The organism is Rhodoferax saidenbachensis (assembly GCF_031457975.1).
GTDB lineage: Bacteria > Pseudomonadota > Gammaproteobacteria > Burkholderiales > Burkholderiaceae_C > Allorhodoferax > Allorhodoferax saidenbachensis_A.
Map to the genome: position 1 here is coordinate 13212 of NZ_JAVDXO010000004.1, position 24433 is coordinate 37644.

Sequence of the window (24433 nt, forward strand, 5' to 3'; positions counted from 1 at the left end):
AAAGGGTTTCCATGCTGCATACACTCAATTCCATCTTCCCCATCCGCTACACCGTTCTGGGGCTCAGCGCCTTCGCCTTTCTGCTGAGTGGCTTCAGTGTGGTGGTGTTCGGGGTGGCGTGGGGCACGCTGCTGCTGTCGGCCCTGCTGGTGGGGGTGGGGGTGTATGACCTACGGCAGACCAAGCGCTCCATCCTGCGCAACTACCCCATCATTGGCCATATCCGCTTCATGCTGGAGTTTGTCCGGCCCGAGATTCGCCAGTACTTCATCGAGAGCGACAACGAGGCCACACCGTTTTCACGCTCCCAGCGTTCGCTGGTTTACCAGCGCGCCAAGACCGAGCCCGACAAACGCCCCTTTGGCACCCAGCTCGATGTGCATGCCGAGGGCTACGAGTGGATGAACCACTCCGTGGCGCCCACCAAGCTGGCCTCGCACGACTTCCGCATCACCATAGGCGCCGACACGGCCCAGCCCTACAACGCCAGCGTGTTCAACATCTCGGCCATGAGCTTTGGAGCGCTCAGCGCCAACGCCATCCTGGCGCTCAACGCGGGCGCCAAGCGTGGCGGCTTTGCGCACGACACGGGCGAAGGATCGATCTCGGTGCACCACCGCGTGCATGGCGGTGACCTGGTGTGGGAAGTGGCCTCGGGCTACTTTGGTTGCCGCAACGACGATGGCAGCTTCAACCCCGACAAGTTCGCCGCCAACGCGCGAGACCCGCAGGTCAAGCTCATCGAGCTCAAACTCAGCCAGGGCGCCAAGCCCGGCCATGGCGGCATGCTGCCGGGCCCCAAGGTCACGGCCGAAATTGCCGCGGCACGCGGCGTGCCCGAGGGCGTGGACTGCATTTCGCCCGCCGCGCACAGCGCTTTCTCCACGCCCGTGGAGATGATGCAGTTCATCGCGCGCCTGCGTGAGCTCTCGGGCGGCAAGCCCACGGGCTTCAAGCTCTGCATCGGCCACCCCTGGGAATGGTTTGCCATGGTCAAGGCGATGCTGGAGACCGGCATCACCCCCGACTTCATTGTGGTGGACGGGGCCGAGGGGGGCACGGGAGCCGCGCCGCTGGAATTCACCGACCATGTGGGCTCGCCGCTGCAAGAGGGTCTGCTGCTGGTGCACAACACCTTGCGTGGGGCCGGCCTGCGCGAGCGCATCAAGATCGGCTGCGCTGGCAAGGTGGTTAGTGCGTTTGACATCGCGCGACTGATGGCGCTGGGCGCCGACTGGTGCAACAGCGCGCGCGGCTTCATGTTTGCGCTGGGCTGCATCCAGGCGCAGCACTGCCACACCGGCGCCTGCCCCACGGGGGTGACCACACAAGACCCGCTGCGCCAGCAGTCGCTGGTGGTGCCCGACAAGGCCGAACGCGTTTACAACTTCCACCAGCAGACCCTGTACGCGCTCAAGGAACTGGTGCAGGCCGCCGGCGTGCTGCACCCCAGCGAAATCACGGCCCACCACATCGTGCGCCGATCTACCGACCACAAGGTCAAGTCGCTGGCCCAGCTGATCCTGACGCAGCTGCCCAACGGCGCCCTGCTGCACGACAGTGTGGCCGCGCTGCCACTGATTTACCGCCACACCTGGCCCCGGGCCAGCGCGCGCAGCTTTGCATTGCAGGGAGACTAGGTTCCTTTTGCCTTTTGCTTTGGCGGGCTTCGGAGTACAGTCGTTGAAGGACAACCACAAGAGGAGCAGCCATGATGGGTACCAACTTGCGCATCGGCGCCAGGCTAGGCTTGGCATTTGGGGTTGTGCTGCTGATCACCGCCGTGATGGCTCTGACCGGCGTATGGCGACTGGGTGTCCTGAAAGACCAAGCCCACGCCTTGGCCTACACCGAAGTGGAACGCTCCTCGCTGGCCCAGAAATGGGTGGAAAACATCCGTATCAACTGGGTGCGGACCTCAGCTGCACTGCACGCATCGGACCCCAACCATGTGGCCCTGCTGCAAAAGGACATGGACGCGACGTCCAAGCTCATCAGTGATTTACAAAAGCAGCTGGAACCCCTGATTGCCGACGACAAAGGCAAAGCGCTGTTCGCTGACATTGGCAAGCAACGCGAGCTGTACCGCGGCCCGCGCACCGACCTGATGAAAAAGAAACAGGCCGGTGAGGACGTGAATGCGACCGTGGATACCACCCTGTTGCCCCTGGCCACCAACTACCTTAAGTCGCTGGACACGCTGATGGACCACATGGAAGACCAGCTCAAGGACGGCGTGGCCCAGACAGAGGCTGTCGCAAACAGCGGGCAGTGGATTCTGAGCGTCGGGGCTATCCTGTCGGCCGTCATCGGGCTCACACTGGCCGCGCTGGCCACGCGCTCCATCACCCACCCCATCCAGCACGCGGTGAAATCGGCCCAGGCCATCAGCGAGGGCGACCTGACCATCCACATCCAGCCCGATGGCACTGACGAGGCCGCCGAAATGATGCACGCCCTGATGGGCATGCGCGACAACCTGGCGCGCATGGTGGGCGGAGTGCGCACCAGTGCGGAGGGGGTGTCCAGTGCCAGTTCTGAAATTGCTACCGGCAACAACGACCTGTCGGCACGTACCGAGCAGCAGGCCAGCTCCCTGCAGCAGACTGCAGCCAGCATGGAAGAACTCAGTGCCACCGTGCGGCAAAACGCCGACAGCGCTGCCCAAGCGAATCAGCTCGCCGTGACAGCCTCTACCGTGGCGATTCGGGGCGGCGAGGTTGTGAGCCAGGTGGTGCAAACCATGAAGGGCATCAACGAGGCATCCAGCAAGATTGCCGACATCATCAGCGTGATCGACGGCATTGCGTTCCAGACCAACATCCTGGCGCTGAATGCGGCGGTGGAAGCCGCGCGCGCGGGTGAGCAGGGCCGCGGCTTTGCGGTGGTGGCCAGCGAAGTACGGGCCTTAGCGGGCCGCAGCGCCGAAGCCGCCAAGGAGATCAAGACCCTGATCAGCACCAGCGTGGAACGGGTGGAGCAAGGCACGGCCTTGGTGGACCAAGCCGGCAGCACCATGAGCGAGGTGGTGGCCGCCATCCGCCGCGTGACCGACATCGTGGGCGAGATCAGCGCGGCCAGCGGCGAGCAGGCCTCGGGCGTAACCCAGGTGGGCAACGCAGTAACGCAGATGGACCAAACCACCCAGCAAAACGCCGCCCTGGTGGAAGAAATGGCCGCCGCCGCCAGCAGCCTGCGCTCGCAGGCGCGCGCGCTGGTGGAGGTGATGGCAGTCTTCAAACTCACGGCGCCATCCCGCGCCAGCAACGACAGGCTGACACTCACGGCCTGAGCGCTCCTTGGCCTTGCACCACCTGCCCGCAAGCGGCTGTGGTGGCTTGTGTTGCTGTGGGTGCTGATGCTCGCGTCCTACCACGCGGGCATGCTCTGGAGTGACGCGCAGATCGCTGGCGTGCGCGCCCAACTGATTCCAGCAGCCGGCGCGTGATCGTCATCCATGACCAGAGCCGCCCCAACCTGCCACCAGCGCGGGCCGCAAGATGTCCACAAAGCGGCGCAGCTTGGCCGGGTAAAAGTGGGCATAGGGGTAGAGCAGGTAGATCGGCAGCGGCTCGGCCCGCCACTCGGGTAGCAGGTGCAGCAGCCGGCCCTCGGCCACGTCTTCGGCCACCGCCCAGCTGGACGCCACGCACACGCCCAGCCCCAAAAGCGCCGCGCTGCGCAGTGCGTACAGGCTGTCGGTGCTCATGCGCGGTTTCAGCGCCAGGCGCTGCTGCGTGCCGTCGCTGTGGCGCAGCGTGATGTCGTTGCGGTAGAAGGTGCGCAGCGCCAGCCAGGGCAGCGTGGCCAAGTCGGCCGCATGCACCGGCGACGGCGCGTCGCCCAGCACCGCAGGCGCAGCCACCACAATGCGCGGGATCTCCGCCAGCTTGACGGCCACCACCGCGGGGTCGTCCACCGTGCCCACGTGGATGGCGCAGTCAATGCCATCGGCAATGAAGTCCGGCGTGCGGTCGTGCAGCAGCCACTCCACGGCCACACGCGGGTGGCGCTGCAGGTAATCGGCCAGCGGGCCCACCAGCTGCTGCTGGCCAATGGCGTGGGGCACCACCACACGCAGCGTGCCCTCGGGCACCTCGGTGCTGCCGCGCAGGTCGGCCTCGAAGGCGTCCCAGTTCTGCAGCAGCTCCTTGGCGTGGGCGAAGCAACGCTGGCCTTCCTCGGTCAGTTGCATGGCGTGGGTGGAGCGCTGCAGCAGCTTGGCACCCAGCATGCGCTCCAGCGCCTGCAGGCGCCGACTCACCGTGGGCTGGGTGGTGCCCAGCTGCGCCGCGGCGGCTGACAGGCTGCCAGCCTCCACGATGCGCACCAGGGTCTGCATGAGTTCGATGCGATCGGGGGCGGTCTTCATACGCCAAGCGTATAACAATTGTGCTTGCCACGGGCGTTCCCAAGGTATTTGGGCGGTGACACACTGGCCTCCATTGCCAAACCAAGGGTTAACACCATGACTTCGACCACTTCTGCGCATAAGCCCGCCAACGCCCTGCCCGCGGCCCTGGTGCTGCTGCTGGCTACCGGCGCCGGCCTGGCCGCCGCCGCGCTGTACTACAGCCAGCCCATGCTGGGCGTGCTGGGCACCGAGTTCAGTGCCACACCCGGCGCCATTGGTCTGGTACCCACGCTGACGCAGTTGGGCTACGCGCTGGGCCTGGTGCTGCTGGCCCCGCTGGGCGACCGGTTTGACCGGCGCCGCATCATCCTGGGCAAGGCCGCCGTGCTGTGCCTGGCGCTGCTGGCTGCTGCGGCCGCGCCCTCGCTGGGTGTGATGCTGGCGGCCAGCTTGGTGATTGGTATCTCCGCCACGCTGGCACAGGACATCGTGCCCGCCGCAGCCACACTGGCGCCCGAAGCCAGCCGCGGCAAGATTGTGGGCACGGTGATGACCGGACTGCTGCTGGGCATTCTGCTGTCACGCGTGGTGTCCGGCCTGGTGGCTGAGCAGGCCGGCTGGCGCACCATGTTTGTGGCGGCGGCGCTCAGCATTGCGCTCCTGGGGGTGGCCGTGTGGCGCGGCCTGCCACGCTTTGCACCCACCACCCAGTTGCCCTACCTTGCCCTGATGCGCACGTTGGCCACGCTGTGGCAGCGCCACAGCGGCCTGCGCCGTGCTGCCCTCGCCCAGGGGCTGCTGAGCGTGGCCTTTAGCGCCTTCTGGTCTACGCTGGCGGTGATGCTGCATGCCGCGCCGGCCCACCTGGGCAGTGCCGCGGCCGGGGCCTTTGGCTTGGCCGGTGCTGCCGGTGCGCTGGCCGCGCCGTTGGCCGGACGCATGGCCGACCGCCGCGGCCCCGAGGTGGTGACGCGGCTCGGCGCCGCCCTTGTGGTGGCCGCCTTTCTGGCCATGGGCGCAGGCGCGCTGGGAGGCAATAGCCCGCTGTGGTTGCTGGCCGTGGGTGCCGTAGTGTTTGACCTGGGCGTGCAAGCCAGCCTGATTGCCCACCAAACCATCGTCTACAGCCTGGAGCCCGCCGCGCGCAGCCGCCTGAACGCCGTGCTCATGGGTGGCATGTTCGTTGGCATGGCCAGCGGCGCCTGGCTGGGCAGCTTGGCGCTGGCGCAGTGGGGTTGGGCTGGCGTGTGTGGTCTGGCAGCGCTGGCAGCGGCCACCGCACTGGCCGTTCGGCTCTGGCCCGCGGCTGGCGGCAGCGCTGCAGCGCTATCTATTCGATAGCTGCTCGCGCAGCAGCGCCGAGGGCTAGCAGCCGTTTTGCCATACAAAGCACGGCGTGGTCCTTGCTCAGCACCGGGCAGCGCTGGGCCACGGCCAGGTCAATGAATTTCTGGTCGTCCGGGTCTTTGCAGGTCACGCTGGCCTTGGGCGGCACGTCCACGGTCTGCACCTGGGCGTCACGCGTCTGCAGCACCTGCGCTCCTGTCAGGCCATAAAAGGCCAGGCGCTTGGCAATCTGCGGGTAGGCCAGCACACGCTCCAGTTCGTCACGCATGGGGGCGGTGGCCACCCACTGTAGGCGCCCGGCCTGCAAGGCATCGCGCAACGGGGGCGTAGCCGCGTCGTTGAAGACCAGCAGGTCCAGCACGATGTTGGTGTCCAGCACGATCTGGCGGACTCCCTCCTCCACCTCGTGCTCAGTCATTCGTTTCGTCAGCAGCGGCAGGCGCAGCACCCTTGGCCAGGCGGCCCTTGACCATGTCGAACTTGAACAGTCGGCACTCCAGTGGGCCGTTCCACATGGGCACGCGGCGCGACTCTTTCAGGCGCATCTTGCTGGGCAGCTTCAGGTCGGGCGTCAGCACCCAGGCGGTCCAGCCGCTGTAGTTCTTCTTCCAGTGGCTGGCCAGCTGGTTGAAGAAGTCCACGCCCTCGTCGGTCTGCGCCAGTTCACGGGCACCAAAGCGCGCCCCCTCGCCTTCGCCGGCCACGCCGCCAATGCCAATGCGCTCGCCATAAGGCGGGTTCAGCACCATCACGCCACCGCCCTCAATCGGGGGCATGCGCTGCAGCGCGTCGCCGCCGCGGAATTCGATCACATCGGCCACCCCGGCGCGTTGCGCATTGCGCTGGGCGAAGTCCACCATGCGGTGGGACACATCGCTGCCGTAGATCAGTGCGGTCTGGCCCGGTTCGGGCTTGACCACGTTGGCGGCGGCCTCGGCCTTCATGTCGGCCCATTCCTGCGAACGGAAAGGCCGGTATTTCTCGAAGGCAAAGCGGCGCAGCGAGCCGGCGGCAATGTTGCAGGCAATCTGTGCGGCTTCAATGGCCACGGTACCGCTGCCACAGCAGGGGTCGTACAGTGGCATCAAGTCGTCGTCGCCCGAGGCCCAGCCGCTGGCGGCGATCATGGCCGCGGCCAGGGTCTCTTTCAGCGGCGCGTCGCCCTTGTCCTCGCGCCAGCCGCGCTTGAACAGTGGTTCGCCCGAGGTGTCGATGTAGAGCGAGCAGCTGTCCGTGGTCAGGTGGGCGTAGATGCGCACATCGGGCCACTGCGTGTTCACGTCGGGGCGCACGCCGTTGGCCACTTCGCGGAAGCGATCGCACACGGCGTCCTTCACCTTGAGCGCGGCGAAGTTCAGTGATGTCAGCGGGCTGTGCTGCGCCGTCACCTCGACCTTGATGCTTTCTTTGGGCGTGAACCACTGCTCCCATGGCACTTGCAGGCCAGCGCGGTACAGGTCCTGTTCGCTGCGGTACTCGGTGTACGACACCAGCACCAGCACGCGCTGCGAGAGGCGGCTGTACAGGTTGAGCAACATGGCGTGCGCAAACGAGGTGCGCACGGCCACACCGCCGCGCTGCTTGGTGATGCAGCCAGGCGGCAGGCCGGTGATTTGCAAAATCTCCGGCGCCAGGTACTCCTCCACGCCGGCGGCGCAGGGGAGAAAAAGGGTCAGTTGGTTCATAGCGCTTTGCGGAGTGAGGCGGGGGCGATCTTCAGGCCCTCGCGGTATTTGGCCACAGTGCGCCGGGCGCATTCGATGCCCTGCTCCTTGAGCATGTCGGAAATCTGGTTGTCGCTCAAGGGCTTTTTGGCGCTCTCGGAGGCGATGAACTGCTTGATGAGCGCGCGCACCGCAGTGCTGGAGGCATTGCCACCGCTCTCGGTGCCCAGGCCCGAGCCGAAGAAGTACTTCAGCTCAAACGTGCCAAACGGCGTGGCCATGTACTTGGCCGTGGTCACACGGCTGATGGTGGACTCGTGCAGGCCCAGTTCGTCGGCAATCTCGCGCAAAACGAGCGGGCGCATAGCCAGCTCGCCGTGGGTGAAAAAGTTTTTCTGCCGCTCCACAATGGCCGTGCTCACGCGCAGGATGGTGTCAAAGCGCTGCTGGATGTTTTTGATAAACCAGCGCGCCTCCTGCAGGCGCTGCTGCAGCGCCGCGTGGCCCGCACCGTCGCGGCCCCCACGGTGGTTGCGCAGCACGTTGGCGTAAATGTCATGCACCTTGAGGCGCGGCATCACCTCGGGGTTGAGTTGCACGCGGAATTTGGGGATGCCACCGGCCTTGCCAATCGCCACCACCAGCACGTCGGGCACCACGATGTTGCGCTCCACATCCACAAAGCGGCGCCCGGGCTTGGGCTCCAGCCGTGCGATGAGCGCAATGGCTTCGCGCACCAGGGTGTCACTGCCCACGCCCATTTGCACCAGGCGCTTGATGTCGCGCCGCGCCAGCAGGTCCATGGGTTGGCGGCAAATGCCCAGCGCCACCTGCAGCACCTCTGCGCGCTCAATCTCGCCCTCTTCCTCGGCCTGGGCCAACAGGTAAGCCACTTGCAGGCGGAGGCACTCGCCCAGGTCTCGCGCCCCCACGCCTACGGGCTCCAGGCTGTGCAGCAGGCCCAGCGCCACAGTGAAGTGATGCACCAGATCCTGCAACTGCTCCTCGTCGCCGGGGCTCAGGCAGCGCGCCAGTTCTTCCAGCGGGTCTTCCAGGTAGCCGTCGTCATTGAGCGATTCGATGAGGAAGCGCAACGCCGCCGCGTCGGTGGCCGTGGTGCGCAGGCTCAGCGCCTGGCGGTGTAAAAAGGTCTGCAGCGACTCGGCCGAGCGCGCAAGCTCAGTGGCGTCCTTCTCTTCGTCGTCACCCAGGTTATTGGCCTTGCCCTTGGCGTCCACACCCCACTCGCCATCATCAGGCGTCATCTCGGTGGTGCCGTCGCCTTCCCAATTGGGCTCGTCGCTGCTGCTCAGCGGCGTGGTTTCTTCGTCATTGCTGCTGGTGCTGGTGGAGGTGGCGTAGTCCGCCACCGCGCTGGGCGCGTAATCGACTTCGCTGCTCTCGGACAAGCGGTCGCCTTCGCTGACCGTGGCGTCCACGGCATTCAGGCCAAAGTCTTCGCGCTCGGCCCGGTCCTCGGTCAGTTCGAGAAACGGGTTTTCGTCCAGCATCTGCTCCACCTCCTGGCTCAGCTCCAGCGTGGAGAGCTGCAGCAGACGGATGGACTGCTGCAACTGGGGCGTGAGCGCCAGGTGTTGGGAGACGCGTAATGAAAGACCCTGCTTCATCACATTTTGAAATGCTCACCGAGATAGACACGGCGCACATCTGCGTTGTTCACGATCTCGGAAGGAGTGCCCTGCGCCAGCACATGGCCGTCGCTGATGATGTAGGCGTGGTCGCAAATGCCCAGGGTCTCGCGCACGTTGTGGTCGGTGATGAGCACGCCGATGCCACGGCCCTTGAGGAAGTTGATGATGCGCTGGATCTCGATCACCGCAATGGGGTCGATACCGGCAAACGGTTCGTCCAGCAGGATGAAGCGCGGCCGCGTGGCCAGCGCGCGCGCAATCTCGACACGGCGACGCTCCCCGCCCGACAGGGCCAGCGAGGGCGACTCGCGCAGGTGCTCCACGCGCAGGTCTTGCAAGAGCGCGGTCAGGCGCGCCTCAATCTCGGCCGACTTGAGCGGGTTGCCTGCGTCGTCGCGCTGCAGCTCTAGCACGGCGCGCACGTTGTCTTCCACATTCAGTTTACGGAATATCGAGGCTTCTTGCGGCAGGTAGCCCAGCCCCAGCCGCGCGCGGCGGTGGATGGGCATGTGCTCAATCGAGTGACCGTCGATGGTGATATCCCCCGCGCTGGCGCGCAGCAGGCCCACGATCATGTAGAACGAGGTGGTTTTGCCCGCGCCGTTGGGGCCTAGCAGCCCCACCACCTCGCCCGTACTTACGGTGAGCGACACGTCCTTCACCACCTGGCGCTTGCCATAGGACTTTTGCAAATGCCGGGCTTCCAGCCGCCCGGTGCTGGTGTCCGGGGCTTCTTGGGTCGGCTCGCTCACTGGGCGGCCTTCTCAAGTTGCGGCGTGGCGCGCAGGGTGACACCGGGCTGGGGTGCGGTCGCGGCTTCGCCCTCGGGCTTGGGCTTGGGCGTCAGCATGGCGCGCACCCGGCCCGCCGGGGCGGCGGCAGTCTTGGGGGCGCCGTCCACCGTGAATTTGTCGGTCAGGTTTTCGTACAGGATGACGGCGCCCGTCACCTCGTCGGCCAGCGTGGCCCCGCGCAGGCGGCGCAGCTGGGCTTTTTTGACAAAGCGCACGGTGTCGGCCTTGCCGTCGTATTCAATGGTGTCGCCGTCGCCTTCAATGAATTCGTCCAGGCCTTCGCGCTTTTGCCGGAAGAACGCGGGCGTGGCGGTCGAACCGGTGACTAGCCCATACTGGTAACCATCGGGGTCCTGGCGCACCTCGATCTGGGCACCGCGGATCAGGATGCTGCCTTTGGTCAGCACCACATGGCCACTGAAGACGCTGACCTGCTTGACGTCGTCGTAGCGCAGGGCGTCGGCCTCCACGTTCATGGGCTTGTTTCGGTCGGCCTTTTCGGCCCAGGCGTGCCCCGCCACGCTGGACAGAGCCAGCCACAAGGACACCGACAAAAGGGTATTTTTCATAAAGGCACGAAACTTGCTCAAAAGCGCTTCGGCCATTGTACCGAGCGCTTTGCGCATTTCGCACCCTGGCCGACTCAGCCGTCGGCGTTAATTTTGGTGATCAGCGCCTGCAACACGTCCGCGGCACGGTCGTTCTCCACTTGGCAGGTGCCCGCATTGGCGTGGCCGCCCCCGCCGTAGCTCAGCATCAGGTCGCCAATATTGGTCTTGGAGCTGCGATTGGTGATGGACTTGCCAGTGGCAAACACGGTGTTTTGCTTCTGCAGGCCCCACAGCACGTGGATGGAGATATTGGTCTGCGGGAATAGCGCGTAGACCATGAAACGGTTCACCGCAAAGATGGTGTCTTCGTTGCGCAGGTCCAGCACCAACAGGTTGCCATGCACGGTGGAGCAGCGCAGCAGCTGCTCCTTGGCCTTGGCCGCGTGCTCAAAGTACAGGTCCACGCGCTCCACCACGTCGGGCAGCTGCAGAATTTCGTCAATGCCGTGGTGGCGGCAATACTGAATCAAATCCATCATCAGCTGGTAGTTGCTGACGCGGAATTCGCGGAAGCGGCCCAGGCCGGTCCGCGAGTCCATCAGGTAATTCAGCAGCACCCAGCCCGTGGGGGCCATGATTTCGTCGTGGCTGAAGCGGGCCGAATCACCCTTGTCCACGGCTTCCATCATGTCGTGGAAGCGTGCCGGGAAGCGGTTGGCACCGCCATAGTGGTCAAACACCACGCGCGCGGCCGAGTCAGCGTCGGGCAGGATGATGTGGTTGGGGCGCTCTCCCGTGTTGCGCACGGTCTCGGACTCGTGGTGGTCAAAGGCCAGATGCACGCCCGGCACGTACGGCAGGTTGGTGGTGATGTCGCGGTCGGACACCTCCACCTTGCCGTCCTGCATGTCTTTGGGGTGAACGAACTTGATGTCGTCGATGAGGTCCAGCTCATTGAGCAGGACTGCGCACACCAGCCCATCAAAATCACTGCGGGTGACCAGCCGGTACTTGGGGTGTGCCATGGGAAGACTCTCCACAAAGGGGGTGAATGACAAATCATTCTAGCCCTGCGGGATCCCTCTGCGGCGCGTGCAGAGGGGCGTTTCTTAGCGGGCGGTGCGCGCCTGGACGATCAACGCGTCCACGATCTGCAGCGCGCGCTGCATGTTGCCGGCGATGGAGCCATCGGTGTAGTAGCGACCGGCCACGCCCAGGGCAGGCACGCCTTCGACCTTGTAGGCGTTTTGCAGTTGCGCCGCCTTGGTGGCCTTGGTGGCTACGCTGAACGAGCTGTACTGCTCAACAAACTTGGCCTTGTCCACACCTTGCTTGGCCACCCACTCGACGATGGCGTCGCCACCGCTGAGGTTTTGCTTCTCGGCATGGATGGCGGCAAACACCTTGGCATGCAGCTTCTCCACCAAGCCCATGGCTTCGAGCGCGTAGTACAGGCGCTGCTGGGGCACAAAGCTGTCCTGGAAGGCCACGGGCACGCGTCGGAAAGACACGTCCTTTGGCAGCTTGGGTATCCAGGCCTGCAGCGTGGGTTCAAACGCATTGCAGTGCGGGCAGCTGTACCAGAAGAACTCGACCACCTCGACCTTGCCTGCGGGTGCTTCCACCGGAGCGCGCGGGTCCACGGGCTGGTAATCGGTGCCGGGCTGAGGGCCTTTGGCCTGCGCCTGGGCACTGCCGACCCACAGGGCGGAGGATGCAAAGGCAGCGCCAGTGGCGGCTTGGGTAAATTCGCGACGTTTCATGGGTTCAAAAGCTCCAAAGTGCCCGGATGTGAGTGGACTGGGCGGGGAAAGTTCCAGCGCCGCTTAGCGCTGCACGCGCACCAAGGCGGTTTCCAGGCCGCTCTTGTCCAGCTTGTCCTTGGCCTTGTCGGCGTCGTCCTTTTTATCGAACGGGCCCACGCGCACACGGAACACGGGTCGGCCCGACTGCTCGCGCTCGGAAATCTTGGTCTCGATGCCGCTGAGCGAGAGCTTGGCGCGGTGGGCCTCGGCGTCTTCGGCCGTGCGGAAGGCGCCTACCTGCACAAAGTACGAAAACGCGTCCGCCTCGGTGGTCGCGGCGCCGGCCTTGGCCTTGGCCAAGTCACCCAGCGGATCTGCCGACACGGCAGGCTTGAGTTCGCCCTTGGCATCGGGCTTGGCTGCGGTCTTGGCGTCTGGCTTACCCTCGGTTTTGGCTTCCGTCTTGGGATCGGCTTTTACGTCAGGTTTGGCTGCCGTCTTGGCACCCGACGCAGAAGACGCCGGTGCGGTGGCCGTGGGCACGGCGGGGGCCGGGTTCTTGCCGTAGAGCAGCGCGTTGGGGTCCCAGTTCTTGTTCTTCTGGGCTTCGGCCGCGTCCTGGTCGGCGCTGCGGCTCTGGCTCTTATTCATGAACGGCACAGGCACCTTCGTGACGTACACCGCCACCGCCAATGCAGCCCCCAGGCCCACTACCACGCCCACAATGAAACCCACAATGGTTCCGCCACGTTCAAACTTCATGCGCTGCTTTCTCTCTCTTAATCGGTGGGGGTCAGAGCACGTTGCCACGCAAGTGGTCTGACCCCCAGGTATTACATCTTTTGCGGGGCACTCACGCCCAGCACAGCCAAGCCATTGTGCAACACCTGCGCCGTGGCCGCGACCAGCGCCAGGCGCGCCAGCTTCACCGCTTCGTCGTCCACCAGGATGCGTTCGGCATCGTAATAGCTGTGGTAGCTGGCGGCCAGTTCACGCAGGTAGAAGGTCACGTCGTGCGGCGCTTCGTCGGCCGCCGCGGCGGTCAGCATCTCGGGGTATTTGGCCAGCAGCAGCATCAACGAAAGCGCCTGGGGACTTTGCAGTACAGACAGGTCTACACCTTTCAGGTCGGCCAAATCACCGCCCCAAGTGGCCAGCACCGAACAGATACGTGCGTGCGCCATCTGAACGTAGTAGACGGGGTTGTCATTTGACTGGGTCAGAGCCAGATCGATATCGAAGAGGAATTCGGTATCGGGCTTGCGCGACAGCAGGAAGAAGCGCACCGCGTCCTTGCTAGTCCACTCGATCAAATCGCGCAGCGTGACATAGCTGCCCGCGCGCTTGCTGATCTTGACCTCTTCACCGCCCTTGACCACACGCACCATGGTGTGCAGCACGTAGTCAGGGTAACCCTGGGGAATGCCCACGCCAGCAGCTTGCAGGCCGGCGCGTACGCGGGCGATGGTGCCGTGGTGGTCAGTGCCCTGGATGTTCACCACCTTGGTGAAACCGCGCTCCCACTTGGCGATGTGGTACGCCACGTCGGGCACAAAGTAGGTGTACGTGCCGTCCTGCTTGCGCATGACGCGGTCCTTGTCGTCGCCGTACTCGGTGGACTTGAGCCACAGCGCGCCATCCAGCTCATAGGTCTTACCGGCAGCCTGCAAGCGCTTCACGGCGTCGTCCACGCGGCCGCTGGTGTACAGGCTGCTTTCCAGGTAGTAATTGTCAAACTTCACCGCAAAGGCCTGCAGATCTAAATCCTGCTCGTGGCGCAGATAGGCCACGGCGAACTGGCGCATGCCGTCGAGGTCGTTGATGTCACCGCTGGCGGTGAATTCGCGGTCGTCAGACTTGACGGTCTTGCCGGCCAAAAAGTCGGCAGCAATGTCGGCGATGTAGTCGCCGTTATAGGCCGCGGCCTTCTCGCCGCTGGGCCATTGGTCATCGCCGGGCTTGAAGCCCTGGGCGCGCAGATGCGTGCTGCTGGCCAGGGTGCCGATTTGCACACCCGCATCGTTGTAATAGAACTCGCGGTACACATCCCAACCCTGGGTTTCCAGCAGGTTGCAGATCGCATCGCCCAGCGCGGCCTGGCGGCCATGGCCCACGTGCAGCGGGCCCGTGGGGTTGGCCGATACAAATTCGACCAGCACGCGCTGGCCGTTGGAGGGCTGGTGGCCAAACTGGGTGGCCTGGCCCAAGACCTCGCGCACAACTTCCTGCTTGGCAGCGGGCTTGAGGCGGATATTGATGAAGCCGGGGCCGGCAATTTCTACCGCATCCACCCAGGCCACGTAAGCAGGGTGGGCCAGCAGGGCGTCGCGCAGCTGCTCGGCCAGTTGGCGTGGGTTGAGCTTGAGGGGCTTGGCCAGTTGCATGGCGGCCGTGGTGGCCAGGTCGCCATGGGCGGCCACTTTGGGGGATTCGAAGGCGGCTTTGGCACCTGCGCCGGGAGAAATGGTGTCCAGGCAGGCGGCCAGCGCCTGCAGGAGTTCGTGTTTGACAGTGAGCATCTGCCGATTTTACGGGGCGGCTCCGAAAACCCGTCTGGTGGTCAACGGCGCTGTCATCTTTTCGTTATAAGCTTCAAACCGTTGGGGTTTTTCTGCAACGGCAGCCACGCTGCCCTCTTTTTGATTGGATGACTGATGAAACAACTGATCTCCCTCATGGCTCTGGGTCTGGCATTGGCAGTGGGTGGCGCGCATGCTGCTGACGCAAAGGCGCCCACAGCACAGCAAAGCAAGATGAAGACCTGCAACGCCGATGCCAAGACCAAGGCCCTCGCAGGCGATGAGCGCAAAGCCTTCATGAAAAGCTGCCTGAGCGCCAAGGCAGAAGCCGCCCCCGCTGCAGAGGGTGCCACCACCCAGCAAAACAAGATGAAGACCTGCAATGCAGACGCCAAGACCAAGGCCCTCGCAGGCGATGACCGCAAGAAGTTCATGAAAGAGTGCTTGAGCGCCAAGTAAGCGGCCCAGCCTGGCCCCGCTAGCGCGGTGGCCTCCAAAGCCCGCCCGGCTCGCCCGCGCGGGCTTTTTTACGCCCCGATGGCCAGCGCCAGACCGACAAACACCGCCAGCCCCACCCAATGGTTCAGGCGGAAGGCCTTGAAGCAGCCGTCGCGGCTGCGGTCGGCTATCAGCGTGCCGTGCCACACCACCTGGGCACCGGCCACCGCCACGCCCAACCACCAGGCCCAAGGGCGGGCAAGCGCAGGCTGCACCAACCAGGACCACAGGGCCAGGTAGACAACATAAAACATCAGCACCGCCGGCACATCCCAGCGCCCCAGCGTGATGGCCGAGGTCTTCATACCGATCTTGAGGTCGTCGTCACGGTCCACCATGGCGTATTCGGTGTCGTAGGCCAGTACCCAGAACAGGTTACCCACCAACAGCGCCCAGCCCTGCCAGGGCACGCTGCCGAGCATGGCGGCAAATGCCATGGGAATGCCAAAGCTGAAGGCCACACCCAGCACCGCCTGCGGCATGGAGACATAGCGCTTGGCATAGGGGTAGACCAGCGCCACGGCCAGCGCGGCAAAGGACCAGGCAATGGTCACCGCATTTGTGGTCAGCACCAGGCCAAAGGCAGCCAGCGCCAGCACGGCGCCCACTAGTAGCGCCTCGCGCGCAGAGATGCGGCCGCTGGTAACCGGGCGCTGGGCCGTGCGTTTGACGTGTTTGTCGAACTCGCGGTCGGCCACATCGTTGACGCAGCAGCCCGCACTGCGCATGAGGATGGTGCCCAGCGTGAACACGGTGATCAGGTGCCAGCCCGGAAAGCCGTCCGCCGCCAGCCACAGCGCACTGAGCGTGGGCCACAGCAGCAGCAGCCAGCCCGCGGGGCGGTTCCAGCGGATCAGGTCCAGGTACAGAGAGAGTTTGGAAAAGAAAACAGAAGGCACAGGATTGCTATGAATAAAGGAGCTGCTTGCGCAATATCGGCGAGGGCTAGCAGCCTATTTGGCTTAAAAATCAGGACAACCGCGTGACACCGGGCAGTTCGCAGCCATAGACGGCGTTACGCAGCGCGGCGATGGCCTCGTAGCGCGTAAAGCTGCGCCGCCAGGCCAGCACGACGCGGCGCGTGGGCGGGGGCAGGCTTTTGCCGTCTTGCACGGGCAGGTACTTCACAAAGGGCTCGTCGCCACGGCGCTTCTTGGTCTCGAAGGCGTCCTTGGGCACGGAGAGACGCGGCACCAGCGTGATACCCATGCCCGCGGCCACCATGTGTTTGATGGTTTCCAGCGACGAGCCTTCAAAGCTCTTGCGGATGCCCTCGGCATCACTGGAGAAGCGTGCGAACTCGGGGCACACCTCCAACACATGGTCGCGGAAGCAGTGACCGTTGCCCAAGAGCAGCATGGTCTCGCTCTTGAGCTCTTCGGTGGTCACGCTGTCTTGCTTGGCCAGCGCATGGCTGGTGGGCACAGCAGCAAAAAACGGCTCGTCGTAGAGTGGCGCCAGCGCCAGCCCCGTGTCGGGGAACGGTTCGGCCAGAATGGCGCAGTCGATCTCACCGGTGCGCAGCATTTCCAGCAGCTTGACGGTGAAATTTTCCTGCAACACCAGCGGCATCTGCGGGCTGTGGGTGATGACCTGGCGCACCAGATCGGGCAACAGGTAGGGCGCGATGGTGTAGATCACGCCCAACTTCAGCGGCCCGGCCAGCGGGTCCTTGCCGCGCTTGGCAATGTCCTTGATGTTGGCGGCCTGCTCCAGCACGCTTTGCGCCTGGCGCACGATCTCTTCGCCCAGTGGCGTCACGGTCACCTCGTTGGCGCTGCGCTCGAAGAGTTTGACGTCCAGTTCCTCTTCCAGCTTCTTCACCGCCACCGACAGCGTGGGCTGCGAGACGTAGCAGGCTTCAGCGGCCTTGCCAAAGTGCCGCTCGCGCGCCACGGCCACGATGTATTTGAGTTCGGTCAGGGTCATGGCGCTATTCTCCTCCCACCCGGCCTGTCGGTTCCACAATCACCAGCGCAATCCCACACACCAAGAGGCCCGCCCCCAGCCAAAAGGCCAGGTCCGGCGCCTCGGCAAACAGCAGCCACCCCAGCGTGGGGCTGAACAGCAGCAGCGAGAAGCTGCCCGCCTCCACCGCCGAGGCGTCGCCCGCGCGGTAGGCAAAAAAGTAGCTCAGGTAGATACCCGCGGCCGCCACGCCCACCACCGGCAGCAGCGGCCACAGCGCCACGGGCACGCTGGGCAGGGTGAAGCCCGTGAACACGCCAAAGGTGAGCCAGCAAGCCACCTGACTCCAGGTCAGCACCGCAATCGGGTGCTCCTGGCCCGAGTACTTCTTGAGCACCACGCCCAGCATGGACTCCATGAGGGCGCCGAACAGCGCCACCAGCGCCGCGGGGTGGAAGGCCTCGGCCCCGGGCTGCAAGATCACCAGCACCCCGCCAAAGCCCACGACCACGCCGCTCCAGCGCAACCAGTGCGGCTGCTCGCGCAAGAACCACACGCCCATGGGCAGCATGAACAACGAGCCCGTCATCAGGTAGGCGCTGGCCTCGGCCAACGGCAGGTGCGACACCGCATACGCCGCACACCAGGCCGAGGTAACGATGAACACCGCGCGCAGCAAATGGATGCGCGGCTGGCGCGTGGCGACGATGCGCCCGCGCGTCCACGCCACCACGGGCGCCAGCATGGCCAGCACGACCGTGGCCTGTAAAAACAGCACTTGCTTGGGCGCAATACCCGTGGCCATGAGCCGCTTGTTGCAGGCGTCCAGTACGGACCAGCAGGCCATGGCCAGCACCACCAGCAGCACGCCGCGGGTATTGCCCGCCAGCGCCAGCCAGCGCGCACGTAATCTTGAAACCATGGGCCCTTCAGCGCAGAGAAAGCGGGCGACTATACCTGCGCAACGACCGGAGCATCAGCGTACCGAAATTTCCCCGCTGCGCAGCTTGTCGCACAAAATCTCGATGCGCTCTTTCCAGGCACGGCGCACATCCGAGTGCGCGCCCTTGAACAAACGGAACACCTGCAGCTCCGGCTCCGCTTCGGACCAGTATTCGTCGCGCACACCGATCTCCAGCTCGGCACCCAGCGAGACCACCGTGGCGCCCAGCAGGTTGGTGTGGATCACCAGCTTGTTCGCATAGAGCGTGATGCGGCCGCGCGTATCGAGGTCAATGAACCAGTCGATTTTGCCGTCCTGGGTGTAGCCCACTTCGCTGGTGCCACTGAATCCGGCCGTCCTACGCCATTGCACGATCTGATCGGCGGGGTCTATCTCGTTCATCGGGGCCTGCGCCGCAGCCTTTTTGGCACGAGCGGCGCGTGCGATTTCGGCCGCCTCGGCGTCCAGCTTCTGCTGCGCCAACTGGGCCTGGTGCGCCAGGTTCTTCTCCAGCTTTTCGACCCAATTGCGCACCTGGCCGGCAAACTGGTTGAAGCCCATGGCAATTTTTTCGTGCACATGGTCCATGCGCAGCGCCGAGCGCTCGCCACCGGTCTTGCCCTGCGCAGTGAACGCCATTTCGTCAGACGCGTGGAACTCGATAGTGCACAGCCCCGTGGGCTGGGCCTCTTCCTGGTCGGGCAGCTTGCGCATGGCGCGCGACACCTCGATGCGCAGACCCGGTGCGGGCAGGGTCACCGTCAGGCTGCCGTCCTGTTCCTGCTCCTCGCCCCCTTCCAGCGCCTGGTGCACATAGCGCCCGCGGTCGGTTTGCACCACCACCTGCTGCGCACCGCGGTGCACCTCCACACTGAAACCATGGGCGCTAAAACGCAGGCCACCGGGAATGGCGGTGGTGCGGGTTTTCAGCAAGGAGGCCTGGTACTCCAGGTAGCCATACAGCCCCCCCACCATGAGGGCGGCGGCGCCCACCAGCCAGATGATCCATTGCCACGACTCGCTCATGCGCGCAGCCCCTGCATGTAGGCAACCAGCTGGTCCAGCGCGGTGCTCCAGCCGTGGGCAAAGCCCATGGTCTCATGCTGCTGGCGGGTGGCCACGTCTTTGTGCTGCACCAGCGCGGTGTAGCGGGTGCCTGTGCCCTCTGGTTGCAGGGTGATGCTGGCGGTGACAAAGGGGTTGTTGGCCGGGCGGTAGCCCGGGCCCAGGGCGTCGGTCCAGACCAGGCGCTGGTGCTCCACGACCTCCAGGTAGCAACCGGTGTGGTTGTTGTCCTGCCCTTCGGGCGAGCGCATGGTGGTGCGGAAGATGCCGCCGGAGCGCAGGTCAATCTCGCAGTCCACCGTGGTCCATGGCGCGGGGGTGAACCAGTGCACCACATGTTCGGGCTGGGTCCACGCGGCCCACACCAGCGCGGGGGCAATGGGCACCACCCGCTCTAGCAACAGATCAAGCTCGGGGTTGAACGCAGGAGTGGCAATGGAAGGCATGAAGAGACTTTCTTGGCAACGACCGTTCGCTATTATTTCAGGAGCTACCGGCGCAGCATGGGCGGGGTCTAGACCCCATTTTGGCAAAAACCGCCACCGCCACCACCGGGATAGCCCTAGCTTAGCGTAGCAGGCCTTGGGCGCGCGCCTCATAAATGGCCTCGGCCTTGGAGCTGACATTGAGCTTTTTGTAGATGCGGCGCACAAAGGTCAGCACCGTGTAGCGCGAGATTTGCATCAGGTTTGCGATCTCGTCCGCCGTGAAGCCCTTGGTGATCAGCTCCAGCACCTCCTGCTCACGCGCCGACAGGCTGGTGAGCGGCCTGGTCTCGTCGGCCCCGTCGCTGCGCTCGCCCCCTGTGCGTTCGCGGCTGGACTGCCGGAACCGGGTCAGCACATGGCGCGCGATCAGCGGACTGATGGGGCTGCCACCACTGAACAGGCTGCGAATCTCGGCGGCCAGGCGCTCGGGCTCGCGGTGCTTGAGCAGGTAGCCGGCGGCACCTGCTTCGATAGAGCGGATCACATGGGCCTCGTCGCCAAAGGTGGTGCTGACCATAGTGCTGCAGTCCGGCCACAGCGTGGCCGCCGCGCGAATCACATCGATGCCCGAGCCGTCGGGCAGGCCCAGGTCAACGATCAGGATGTCGGCGGACGGCCCCTGCAACAGGTCCAAGCCCGCCGAGCGTGTGCTGGCGGTGCCCGCAAGCTCCATATCCACTTCTTCTTGCACGGTTTGGGTCAGGGCGTTCAAAAAGTCCATGTCGTCTTCGACGATGGCGACGCGGATGCTGCTGGCGACGTTCATAGCGGTGCGGGCCGGGAATCGGCAAAAGGAGCGAGCAGTGGCAGCCACAAGGTGGTCACCGCGCCCTGGGGGGAACTGGCCCACGACACGCGGGCGCCAATGGCCTGGGCACGCCGCCCCTGATTGGCTAGGCCTTTGCCCCCGCTTTGCAGGGCGGCCGCAGTGTCATAGCCCGGTCCGTTGTCGGCAATGCAGACGAACACGCCCTCGCCGTCCTGCCCGGTGGACACCGTGATCTCGGTGGCCTCGGTGTGTTTGAAGGTGTTGGTCAGCGCCTCTTGCAGGATGCGCAGCACATGCAGGGCACGCCGCGGGTCCAGCCATGTCACCGGGGGGATGTCCTCCACCCCCCATTTCAGCGCAATGCCAGCTGTCTGCAGGCGCGGCCCCAGGCGGTAGCGCAGGGTGGCCAGCAACAACAGCAGGTCTGCATCCACCGGCTCCATCGAGTCGATGGTGAGGTGCAGGTCGTCGATGCATCCACGCAAAATATCGGCCACCGCCACTTCAGTCACCTGGCCTTTTTCGATGGCCCGCAGCGCGCTGTGCAGCGACGAGCCCAGACCGTCGTGCATGTCCTGCATCAGGCGCTGTCGTTCATGGGCCACGGTTTGCTTGTGCTCTATCTTGCGCAGGCGGCCATAGCTCTCGGTCAGCGCGTTTTCGCGCTCGCGCAGCTTGTGCGCCAGTTCGTGGTTGGCGTGCTCCACCCGCAGCAGCGCGTTCATGTAGTGGCGATGCATCAGGTAGCTGAAGACCATGAAGTTCAGCAGGTTGGCGTAGGGCCCCAAATACCAGCTCTCGGGGTCCAGAAAATTGCTCTGAATGGCCCAGTCGTTCAAGCCAAACAAAGTACTCACGCCTATGCCTATGGCCAACAACATGCCGTCCAGCGAGCACCCCCACGACAAGCGGATACCCACGCCCGTTACCGTCAACCCCGCCAGCATGGCAAACGGGTAAATCAAAGGGGTGATCTGCGGCGAGTTGGGCAAGCCCCCCACCCCGGGCAAGGTCCCCAGCAACACCACCGCAGCCAGCCCCAGCAGACTGCGCGTGAGCCAGGGCTGGCGCTTGCGGTGCAGCAGCATTTGTAAAAAATGCACCGCCGCAATCAACCAGAACAGCGAATTGACGGTGAGCCAGGAAAACCAGTCGTCGTCCACCCGCACATCCACATAGAAATGCAGCGCACGCACAAACGACAACACCGCCAGCAGCGCAAACAGGCCATAGCCCGGCGCACTCTTGCCGCGCGCCCAGATAAAGAATGCAAAAAATCCCACGGCCAAAAATGCCCCCCCGCTCATGGCCGGCGTGTGCAGTTGCAGCCACTGGCGCGCCTCAAAACGCCATTTCAGCGCGGCGCTGGGCCCCAGCCAGACCGAGGCCAGCGCGGTGTGCGTCTGGGCGCTGTGCTGCATGCGGACCAAAATTTCCCGTGGCTGCGTCAATCGGCTGCCTGCGTCAATGGCAATCAGCTGCGGGTCCCAGTACCACAGCGCGCCGTCCAACTGCCACTGGGTGACCCGCACGCCATCCACATACACGGCAATGGGGCCATAGGCCTTGGTGCGCGCGGTGTAGAGCATCAGGGGCGCAGCACCCGGTTCAAAGTCTGGCACGGCCAGCCGGTACCAGGTGGTGCGCGTGCCATGCGGTTGCGTCATGTCGGCCTGGTCCAGCAGGTCCGACGAATGCCCAAAGGGCAGCGCTACGGGTTGCCACAGGCCCGCCAGCGCGTGGCTGTCCACCATAGTGGGGGCGGGGCTTTCCAGGGCCTGCCCCTGCTGCAACACCTCCGCACGCGTGAGGTGAATGGATGCGTTCTGCGCAGGGCGAGCATCATGCGCCGCCCCGTACAACCACCATACCCCCAGAGCCAGCATTAGCACGGCGCAAGCCACCCAGACCACGGCCAGGCGGGGGATCGGTGCGCGTCGCGAAAAAGAAACCATGCGGTGGTTGTAACAAAAGTGGACAGGGGAAGGACCCGCAGTATGTAGCACATACAGGGGACATACAGGACGCGCAGGGTTCTTGAAAATCCGCACTCGTGGTCCTCTGCGGCCCGTTTTCAAGGAGAAGCCCTGTGTGGATACAACACCTGATCGCGCTGGTACGGCGCATCGCCCTGTTCAAAACCCTGGCCGCCGTGGCCCTGCTGGCGGTGTGCGCAAGCGCCGTGCACGCCCAGGACCGACGCCTGATGGTGCTGGACCCCACGTTCTACCTGAACAAGTACCCCGACCTGCTAGCGGCCTTTGGCCCGAACAACACCGAAGCCGCCAAGCAACACTGGCTGAACTACGGCATCAAGGAAGGCCGCCAAAGCAGCTTCGTCTTCAGCCTACCGGCCTACCAGGCGCGCAACCCGGACATCCTGTGGGACCGCAACATCCGCAGCTACGAAGCCGTGTTGAACTACTACGTCAACCAGGGCTTCAAGGAAACCCGTGACACCACGCCACAGGACACCCCCTTTGACATGCCAATGGGGTTTGACCCGGACTTCTACCGCCAGTACTACCCCGACCTCGCCAGAGCCTTTGGCACCAACTTCGGGGCATTGACCCGGCACTGGCGAGAAAACGGTAGCAGAGAAGGTCGCCTGCCCAGCCGCAAGGCACTGAGCGAAGCGCTGGCTTTGGGCGTGGACCCCGAGTTCTATGCCAACCGCTACTCCGACCTGCGCAACGCCTTTCGCCTGAATGCACTGGCCCTGGTGCAGCACTACCAAAATATCGGCCGAACCGAAGGCCGCTTTGCCATGCCGGGGGTGGAAAACGCGTTTGAAGCAGGACCTCCCAGCTCGGGCCATGGCCGCCAGTATTTGCGAAAAGGAGACTGGCTTTCCACCGATCAGTACCTGAGATCCGCCTCGCGGGCCTACATCGCCGTCCAGCAGGGCGACGGAAACTTCTGTGTCTACAAGGTGGGAAGTCCGCAGGACCCTACCTACCCCGGCCTGAACTGGTGCAGCCGCAACGCCCCGGCCCCCGCCGGTCAGTACTTCACCATCTTTCAGGGTGACGGCAACCTCTGTACTTATGCCGGCACTGGCCCGGCCGACAACAAGGGTTTCATCACCTGCCCCTCGGGTCCGCGCAACGGCGACTTCTACCTGATCGTGCAAGACGACGGCAACCTCGTCATGTACCCCGGCAAGAACCCGGCCACCCGCAAGGGCGACGCCAACTGGAACGTGGGCTACTACAAGAACCCCAGGCAATCGCCCGGTCAGTGGATCACCAACGCCGCCAACACCGTGGCCAACGGTACCGTGATGGCCGCCAACACGGTGGCAAACGCAGCAGTTATTGCAGCCAATGCCACGGCCAGTGGCGTCACCAACGCGGCCAATACCGTGGCCGGGGGCACCACCCAACTGGCCAACACCATCGCCAGTGGCACCGTGATGGCCGCCAACACCGTGGCCAGCACCACGGTGGATGTGGCCAACCAGACCGCCGCATTCGCCACCCTGGTGATCGACATGATGCGCAACAACTGCAGCTCGTATTCCAAGTTCTTCCCCGACCCCTTGGCGGGCGGCCTGGTCGGGATGGCGCAGGTGATTAACGCCACGCATAGCAATGCCATTACCGGCGAGGTGACGGCGTGTGCGAGTGAGTTCAAGTCTGGCTTCTACTGCCAGATTCCCGAAGAGATCGTGAGCTTGGTGTCGGATGTCAAAAGCCTGGGTGACGTGGCCAAACGCGCGGCCGAGCAAGCCATCACCAAAGAATGTGCCGCCAGCTTTGCACTCACGGCGCCCCCCATGCTCATGGTGCAGGCGCCTCTGGCCTGCGGCGCCATCAAGAGCATGGTGGAAGACAGCATCAAGATGACCACCTGCCTGATCGCTGCTGAAAAAGACGGTGTGCTGGGTCAGCTAATCTCGGAGTCTGGTGAGGGTGGCGGCAACATCAGCACCGCCCAGGCCTGCCAGGTGGCGGGCAAGGTCACGCTCAAGATCGCCAAGAAGCAGCTGACCAAGCAAATTCCTCCCGGCAGCCAGGCGGCCAAGGTCTGGAGCTATTTCAGCAAAGGTGCACTGGCCAATAAGGCCGGTGGCGAAATCTACACTCGGTTGATGTCCCTGGACGCCTGCAAGGGGATGTAGGCATCACGCACGG

Annotated in this window: 22 protein-coding genes; 5 read left to right on the forward strand and 17 right to left on the reverse strand. The window is 64.5% G+C overall.

The genetic code is table 11. From position 1 onward, the window contains the following. Nucleotides 1–11: 11 nt before the first annotated feature. Both J2X15_RS09980 and J2X15_RS09985 read left to right on the forward strand, forming a co-directional pair. Entirely contained in the window at nucleotides 12–1640 is a 1629-nt protein-coding gene (locus J2X15_RS09980; RefSeq protein ID WP_310342173.1) for an FMN-binding glutamate synthase family protein, read from the forward strand. Between the two features lie 71 nt (nucleotides 1641–1711). Then, nucleotides 1712–3292 carry a methyl-accepting chemotaxis protein gene (locus J2X15_RS09985; protein ID WP_310342175.1) on the forward strand — a complete coding sequence of 527 codons (1581 nt, stop codon included), beginning with the start codon at nucleotides 1712–1714 and terminating at the stop codon, nucleotides 3290–3292. Nucleotides 3293–3451: 159 nt separating this feature from the next. On the opposite strand, the gene J2X15_RS09990 is transcribed toward J2X15_RS09985, so the two are convergent. Beyond that, nucleotides 3452–4372, reverse strand: a complete 921-nt coding sequence (locus J2X15_RS09990; RefSeq protein ID WP_310342178.1) for a LysR family transcriptional regulator — start codon at nucleotides 4370–4372, stop codon at nucleotides 3452–3454. Between the two features lie 96 nt (nucleotides 4373–4468). Here J2X15_RS09990 and J2X15_RS09995 point away from each other — a divergent pair, with 96 nt between their 5' ends. Beyond that, nucleotides 4469–5695: an MFS transporter gene (locus tag J2X15_RS09995; RefSeq protein WP_310342180.1), complete on the forward strand. Its 1227-nt coding sequence runs from the start codon at nucleotides 4469–4471 to the stop codon at nucleotides 5693–5695. On the opposite strand, the gene J2X15_RS10000 is transcribed toward J2X15_RS09995, so the two are convergent. The 9 genes from J2X15_RS10000 to argS all read right to left on the reverse strand — a co-directional run bounded on the left by J2X15_RS10000 (nucleotide 5685) and on the right by argS (nucleotide 14626). Further along, a complete protein-coding gene (locus J2X15_RS10000) occupies nucleotides 5685–6119 on the reverse strand; it encodes a putative toxin-antitoxin system toxin component, PIN family (protein WP_310342182.1) in 435 nt (144 codons plus the stop codon). The two genes, J2X15_RS09995 and J2X15_RS10000, sit on opposite strands and share 11 nt — an antisense overlap. Continuing rightward, nucleotides 6112–7386, reverse strand: coding sequence for a THUMP domain-containing class I SAM-dependent RNA methyltransferase (locus J2X15_RS10005; RefSeq protein ID WP_310342185.1), 1275 nt, complete (start codon nucleotides 7384–7386; stop codon nucleotides 6112–6114). The genes J2X15_RS10000 and J2X15_RS10005 overlap by 8 nt, the downstream gene beginning before the upstream one ends. Further along, nucleotides 7383–8993, reverse strand: coding sequence for an RNA polymerase factor sigma-54 (gene rpoN, locus J2X15_RS10010; protein ID WP_310342187.1), 1611 nt, complete (start codon nucleotides 8991–8993; stop codon nucleotides 7383–7385). Before rpoN ends, J2X15_RS10005 begins: the two co-directional genes overlap by 4 nt. Beyond that, nucleotides 8993–9769 (reverse strand): LPS export ABC transporter ATP-binding protein, encoded by a 777-nt coding sequence (lptB, locus tag J2X15_RS10015; protein ID WP_310342189.1) that lies wholly within the window; start codon nucleotides 9767–9769, stop codon nucleotides 8993–8995. The genes rpoN and lptB overlap by 1 nt, the downstream gene beginning before the upstream one ends. Then, nucleotides 9766–10380 carry a lipopolysaccharide transport periplasmic protein LptA gene (gene lptA / locus J2X15_RS10020; protein WP_310342192.1) on the reverse strand — a complete coding sequence of 205 codons (615 nt, stop codon included), beginning with the start codon at nucleotides 10378–10380 and terminating at the stop codon, nucleotides 9766–9768. Before lptA ends, lptB begins: the two co-directional genes overlap by 4 nt. 74 nt (nucleotides 10381–10454) lie before the next feature. Further along, complete coding sequence (locus tag J2X15_RS10025; protein ID WP_310342195.1) at nucleotides 10455–11387, reverse strand: exopolyphosphatase; 933 nt, start codon at nucleotides 11385–11387, stop codon at nucleotides 10455–10457. 84 nt (nucleotides 11388–11471) lie between these two features. Continuing rightward, nucleotides 11472–12125, reverse strand: a complete 654-nt coding sequence (locus J2X15_RS10030) for a thiol:disulfide interchange protein DsbA/DsbL (protein ID WP_310342197.1) — start codon at nucleotides 12123–12125, stop codon at nucleotides 11472–11474. 63 nt (nucleotides 12126–12188) lie between these two features. Then, on the reverse strand, nucleotides 12189–12869 hold the full coding sequence (locus tag J2X15_RS10035) for an SPOR domain-containing protein (protein ID WP_310342199.1): 681 nt from the start codon (nucleotides 12867–12869) through the stop codon (nucleotides 12189–12191). Between the two features lie 71 nt (nucleotides 12870–12940). Further along, a complete protein-coding gene (argS, locus tag J2X15_RS10040) occupies nucleotides 12941–14626 on the reverse strand; it encodes an arginine--tRNA ligase (RefSeq protein WP_310342201.1) in 1686 nt (561 codons plus the stop codon). 135 nt (nucleotides 14627–14761) lie between these two features. Here argS and J2X15_RS10045 point away from each other — a divergent pair, with 135 nt between their 5' ends. Beyond that, entirely contained in the window at nucleotides 14762–15085 is a 324-nt protein-coding gene (locus J2X15_RS10045; protein ID WP_310342203.1) for a PsiF family protein, read from the forward strand. 68 nt (nucleotides 15086–15153) lie between these two features. Here the strand turns inward: J2X15_RS10045 and ubiA are convergent, their stop codons facing one another. The 7 genes from ubiA to J2X15_RS10080 all read right to left on the reverse strand — a co-directional run bounded on the left by ubiA (nucleotide 15154) and on the right by J2X15_RS10080 (nucleotide 22252). Further along, nucleotides 15154–16023 (reverse strand): 4-hydroxybenzoate octaprenyltransferase, encoded by an 870-nt coding sequence (gene ubiA / locus J2X15_RS10050; RefSeq protein ID WP_310342205.1) that lies wholly within the window; start codon nucleotides 16021–16023, stop codon nucleotides 15154–15156. A gap of 70 nt (nucleotides 16024–16093) precedes the next feature. Further along, nucleotides 16094–17053, reverse strand: a complete 960-nt coding sequence (locus J2X15_RS10055) for a LysR substrate-binding domain-containing protein (RefSeq protein WP_310342207.1) — start codon at nucleotides 17051–17053, stop codon at nucleotides 16094–16096. Nucleotides 17054–17057: 4 nt separating this feature from the next. Next, nucleotides 17058–17954 carry a DMT family transporter gene (locus tag J2X15_RS10060; protein ID WP_310342208.1) on the reverse strand — a complete coding sequence of 299 codons (897 nt, stop codon included), beginning with the start codon at nucleotides 17952–17954 and terminating at the stop codon, nucleotides 17058–17060. A 54-nt stretch (nucleotides 17955–18008) separates the two neighbouring features. Continuing rightward, nucleotides 18009–19001, reverse strand: coding sequence for a hypothetical protein (locus tag J2X15_RS10065; RefSeq protein WP_310342210.1), 993 nt, complete (start codon nucleotides 18999–19001; stop codon nucleotides 18009–18011). After that, nucleotides 18998–19486 (reverse strand): SRPBCC family protein, encoded by a 489-nt coding sequence (locus J2X15_RS10070; protein WP_310342212.1) that lies wholly within the window; start codon nucleotides 19484–19486, stop codon nucleotides 18998–19000. Before J2X15_RS10070 ends, J2X15_RS10065 begins: the two co-directional genes overlap by 4 nt. A 121-nt stretch (nucleotides 19487–19607) precedes the next feature. Next, a complete protein-coding gene (locus tag J2X15_RS10075) occupies nucleotides 19608–20294 on the reverse strand; it encodes a response regulator (protein WP_310342213.1) in 687 nt (228 codons plus the stop codon). Next, a complete protein-coding gene (locus tag J2X15_RS10080; protein ID WP_310342215.1) occupies nucleotides 20291–22252 on the reverse strand; it encodes a sensor histidine kinase in 1962 nt (653 codons plus the stop codon). The genes J2X15_RS10075 and J2X15_RS10080 overlap by 4 nt, the downstream gene beginning before the upstream one ends. Nucleotides 22253–22386: 134 nt before the next feature. On the opposite strand from J2X15_RS10080, the gene J2X15_RS10085 reads away from it, so the two are divergent. Beyond that, nucleotides 22387–24420 (forward strand): hypothetical protein, encoded by a 2034-nt coding sequence (locus J2X15_RS10085; protein ID WP_310342216.1) that lies wholly within the window; start codon nucleotides 22387–22389, stop codon nucleotides 24418–24420. The last annotated feature ends 13 nt before the right edge of the window (nucleotides 24421–24433 follow it).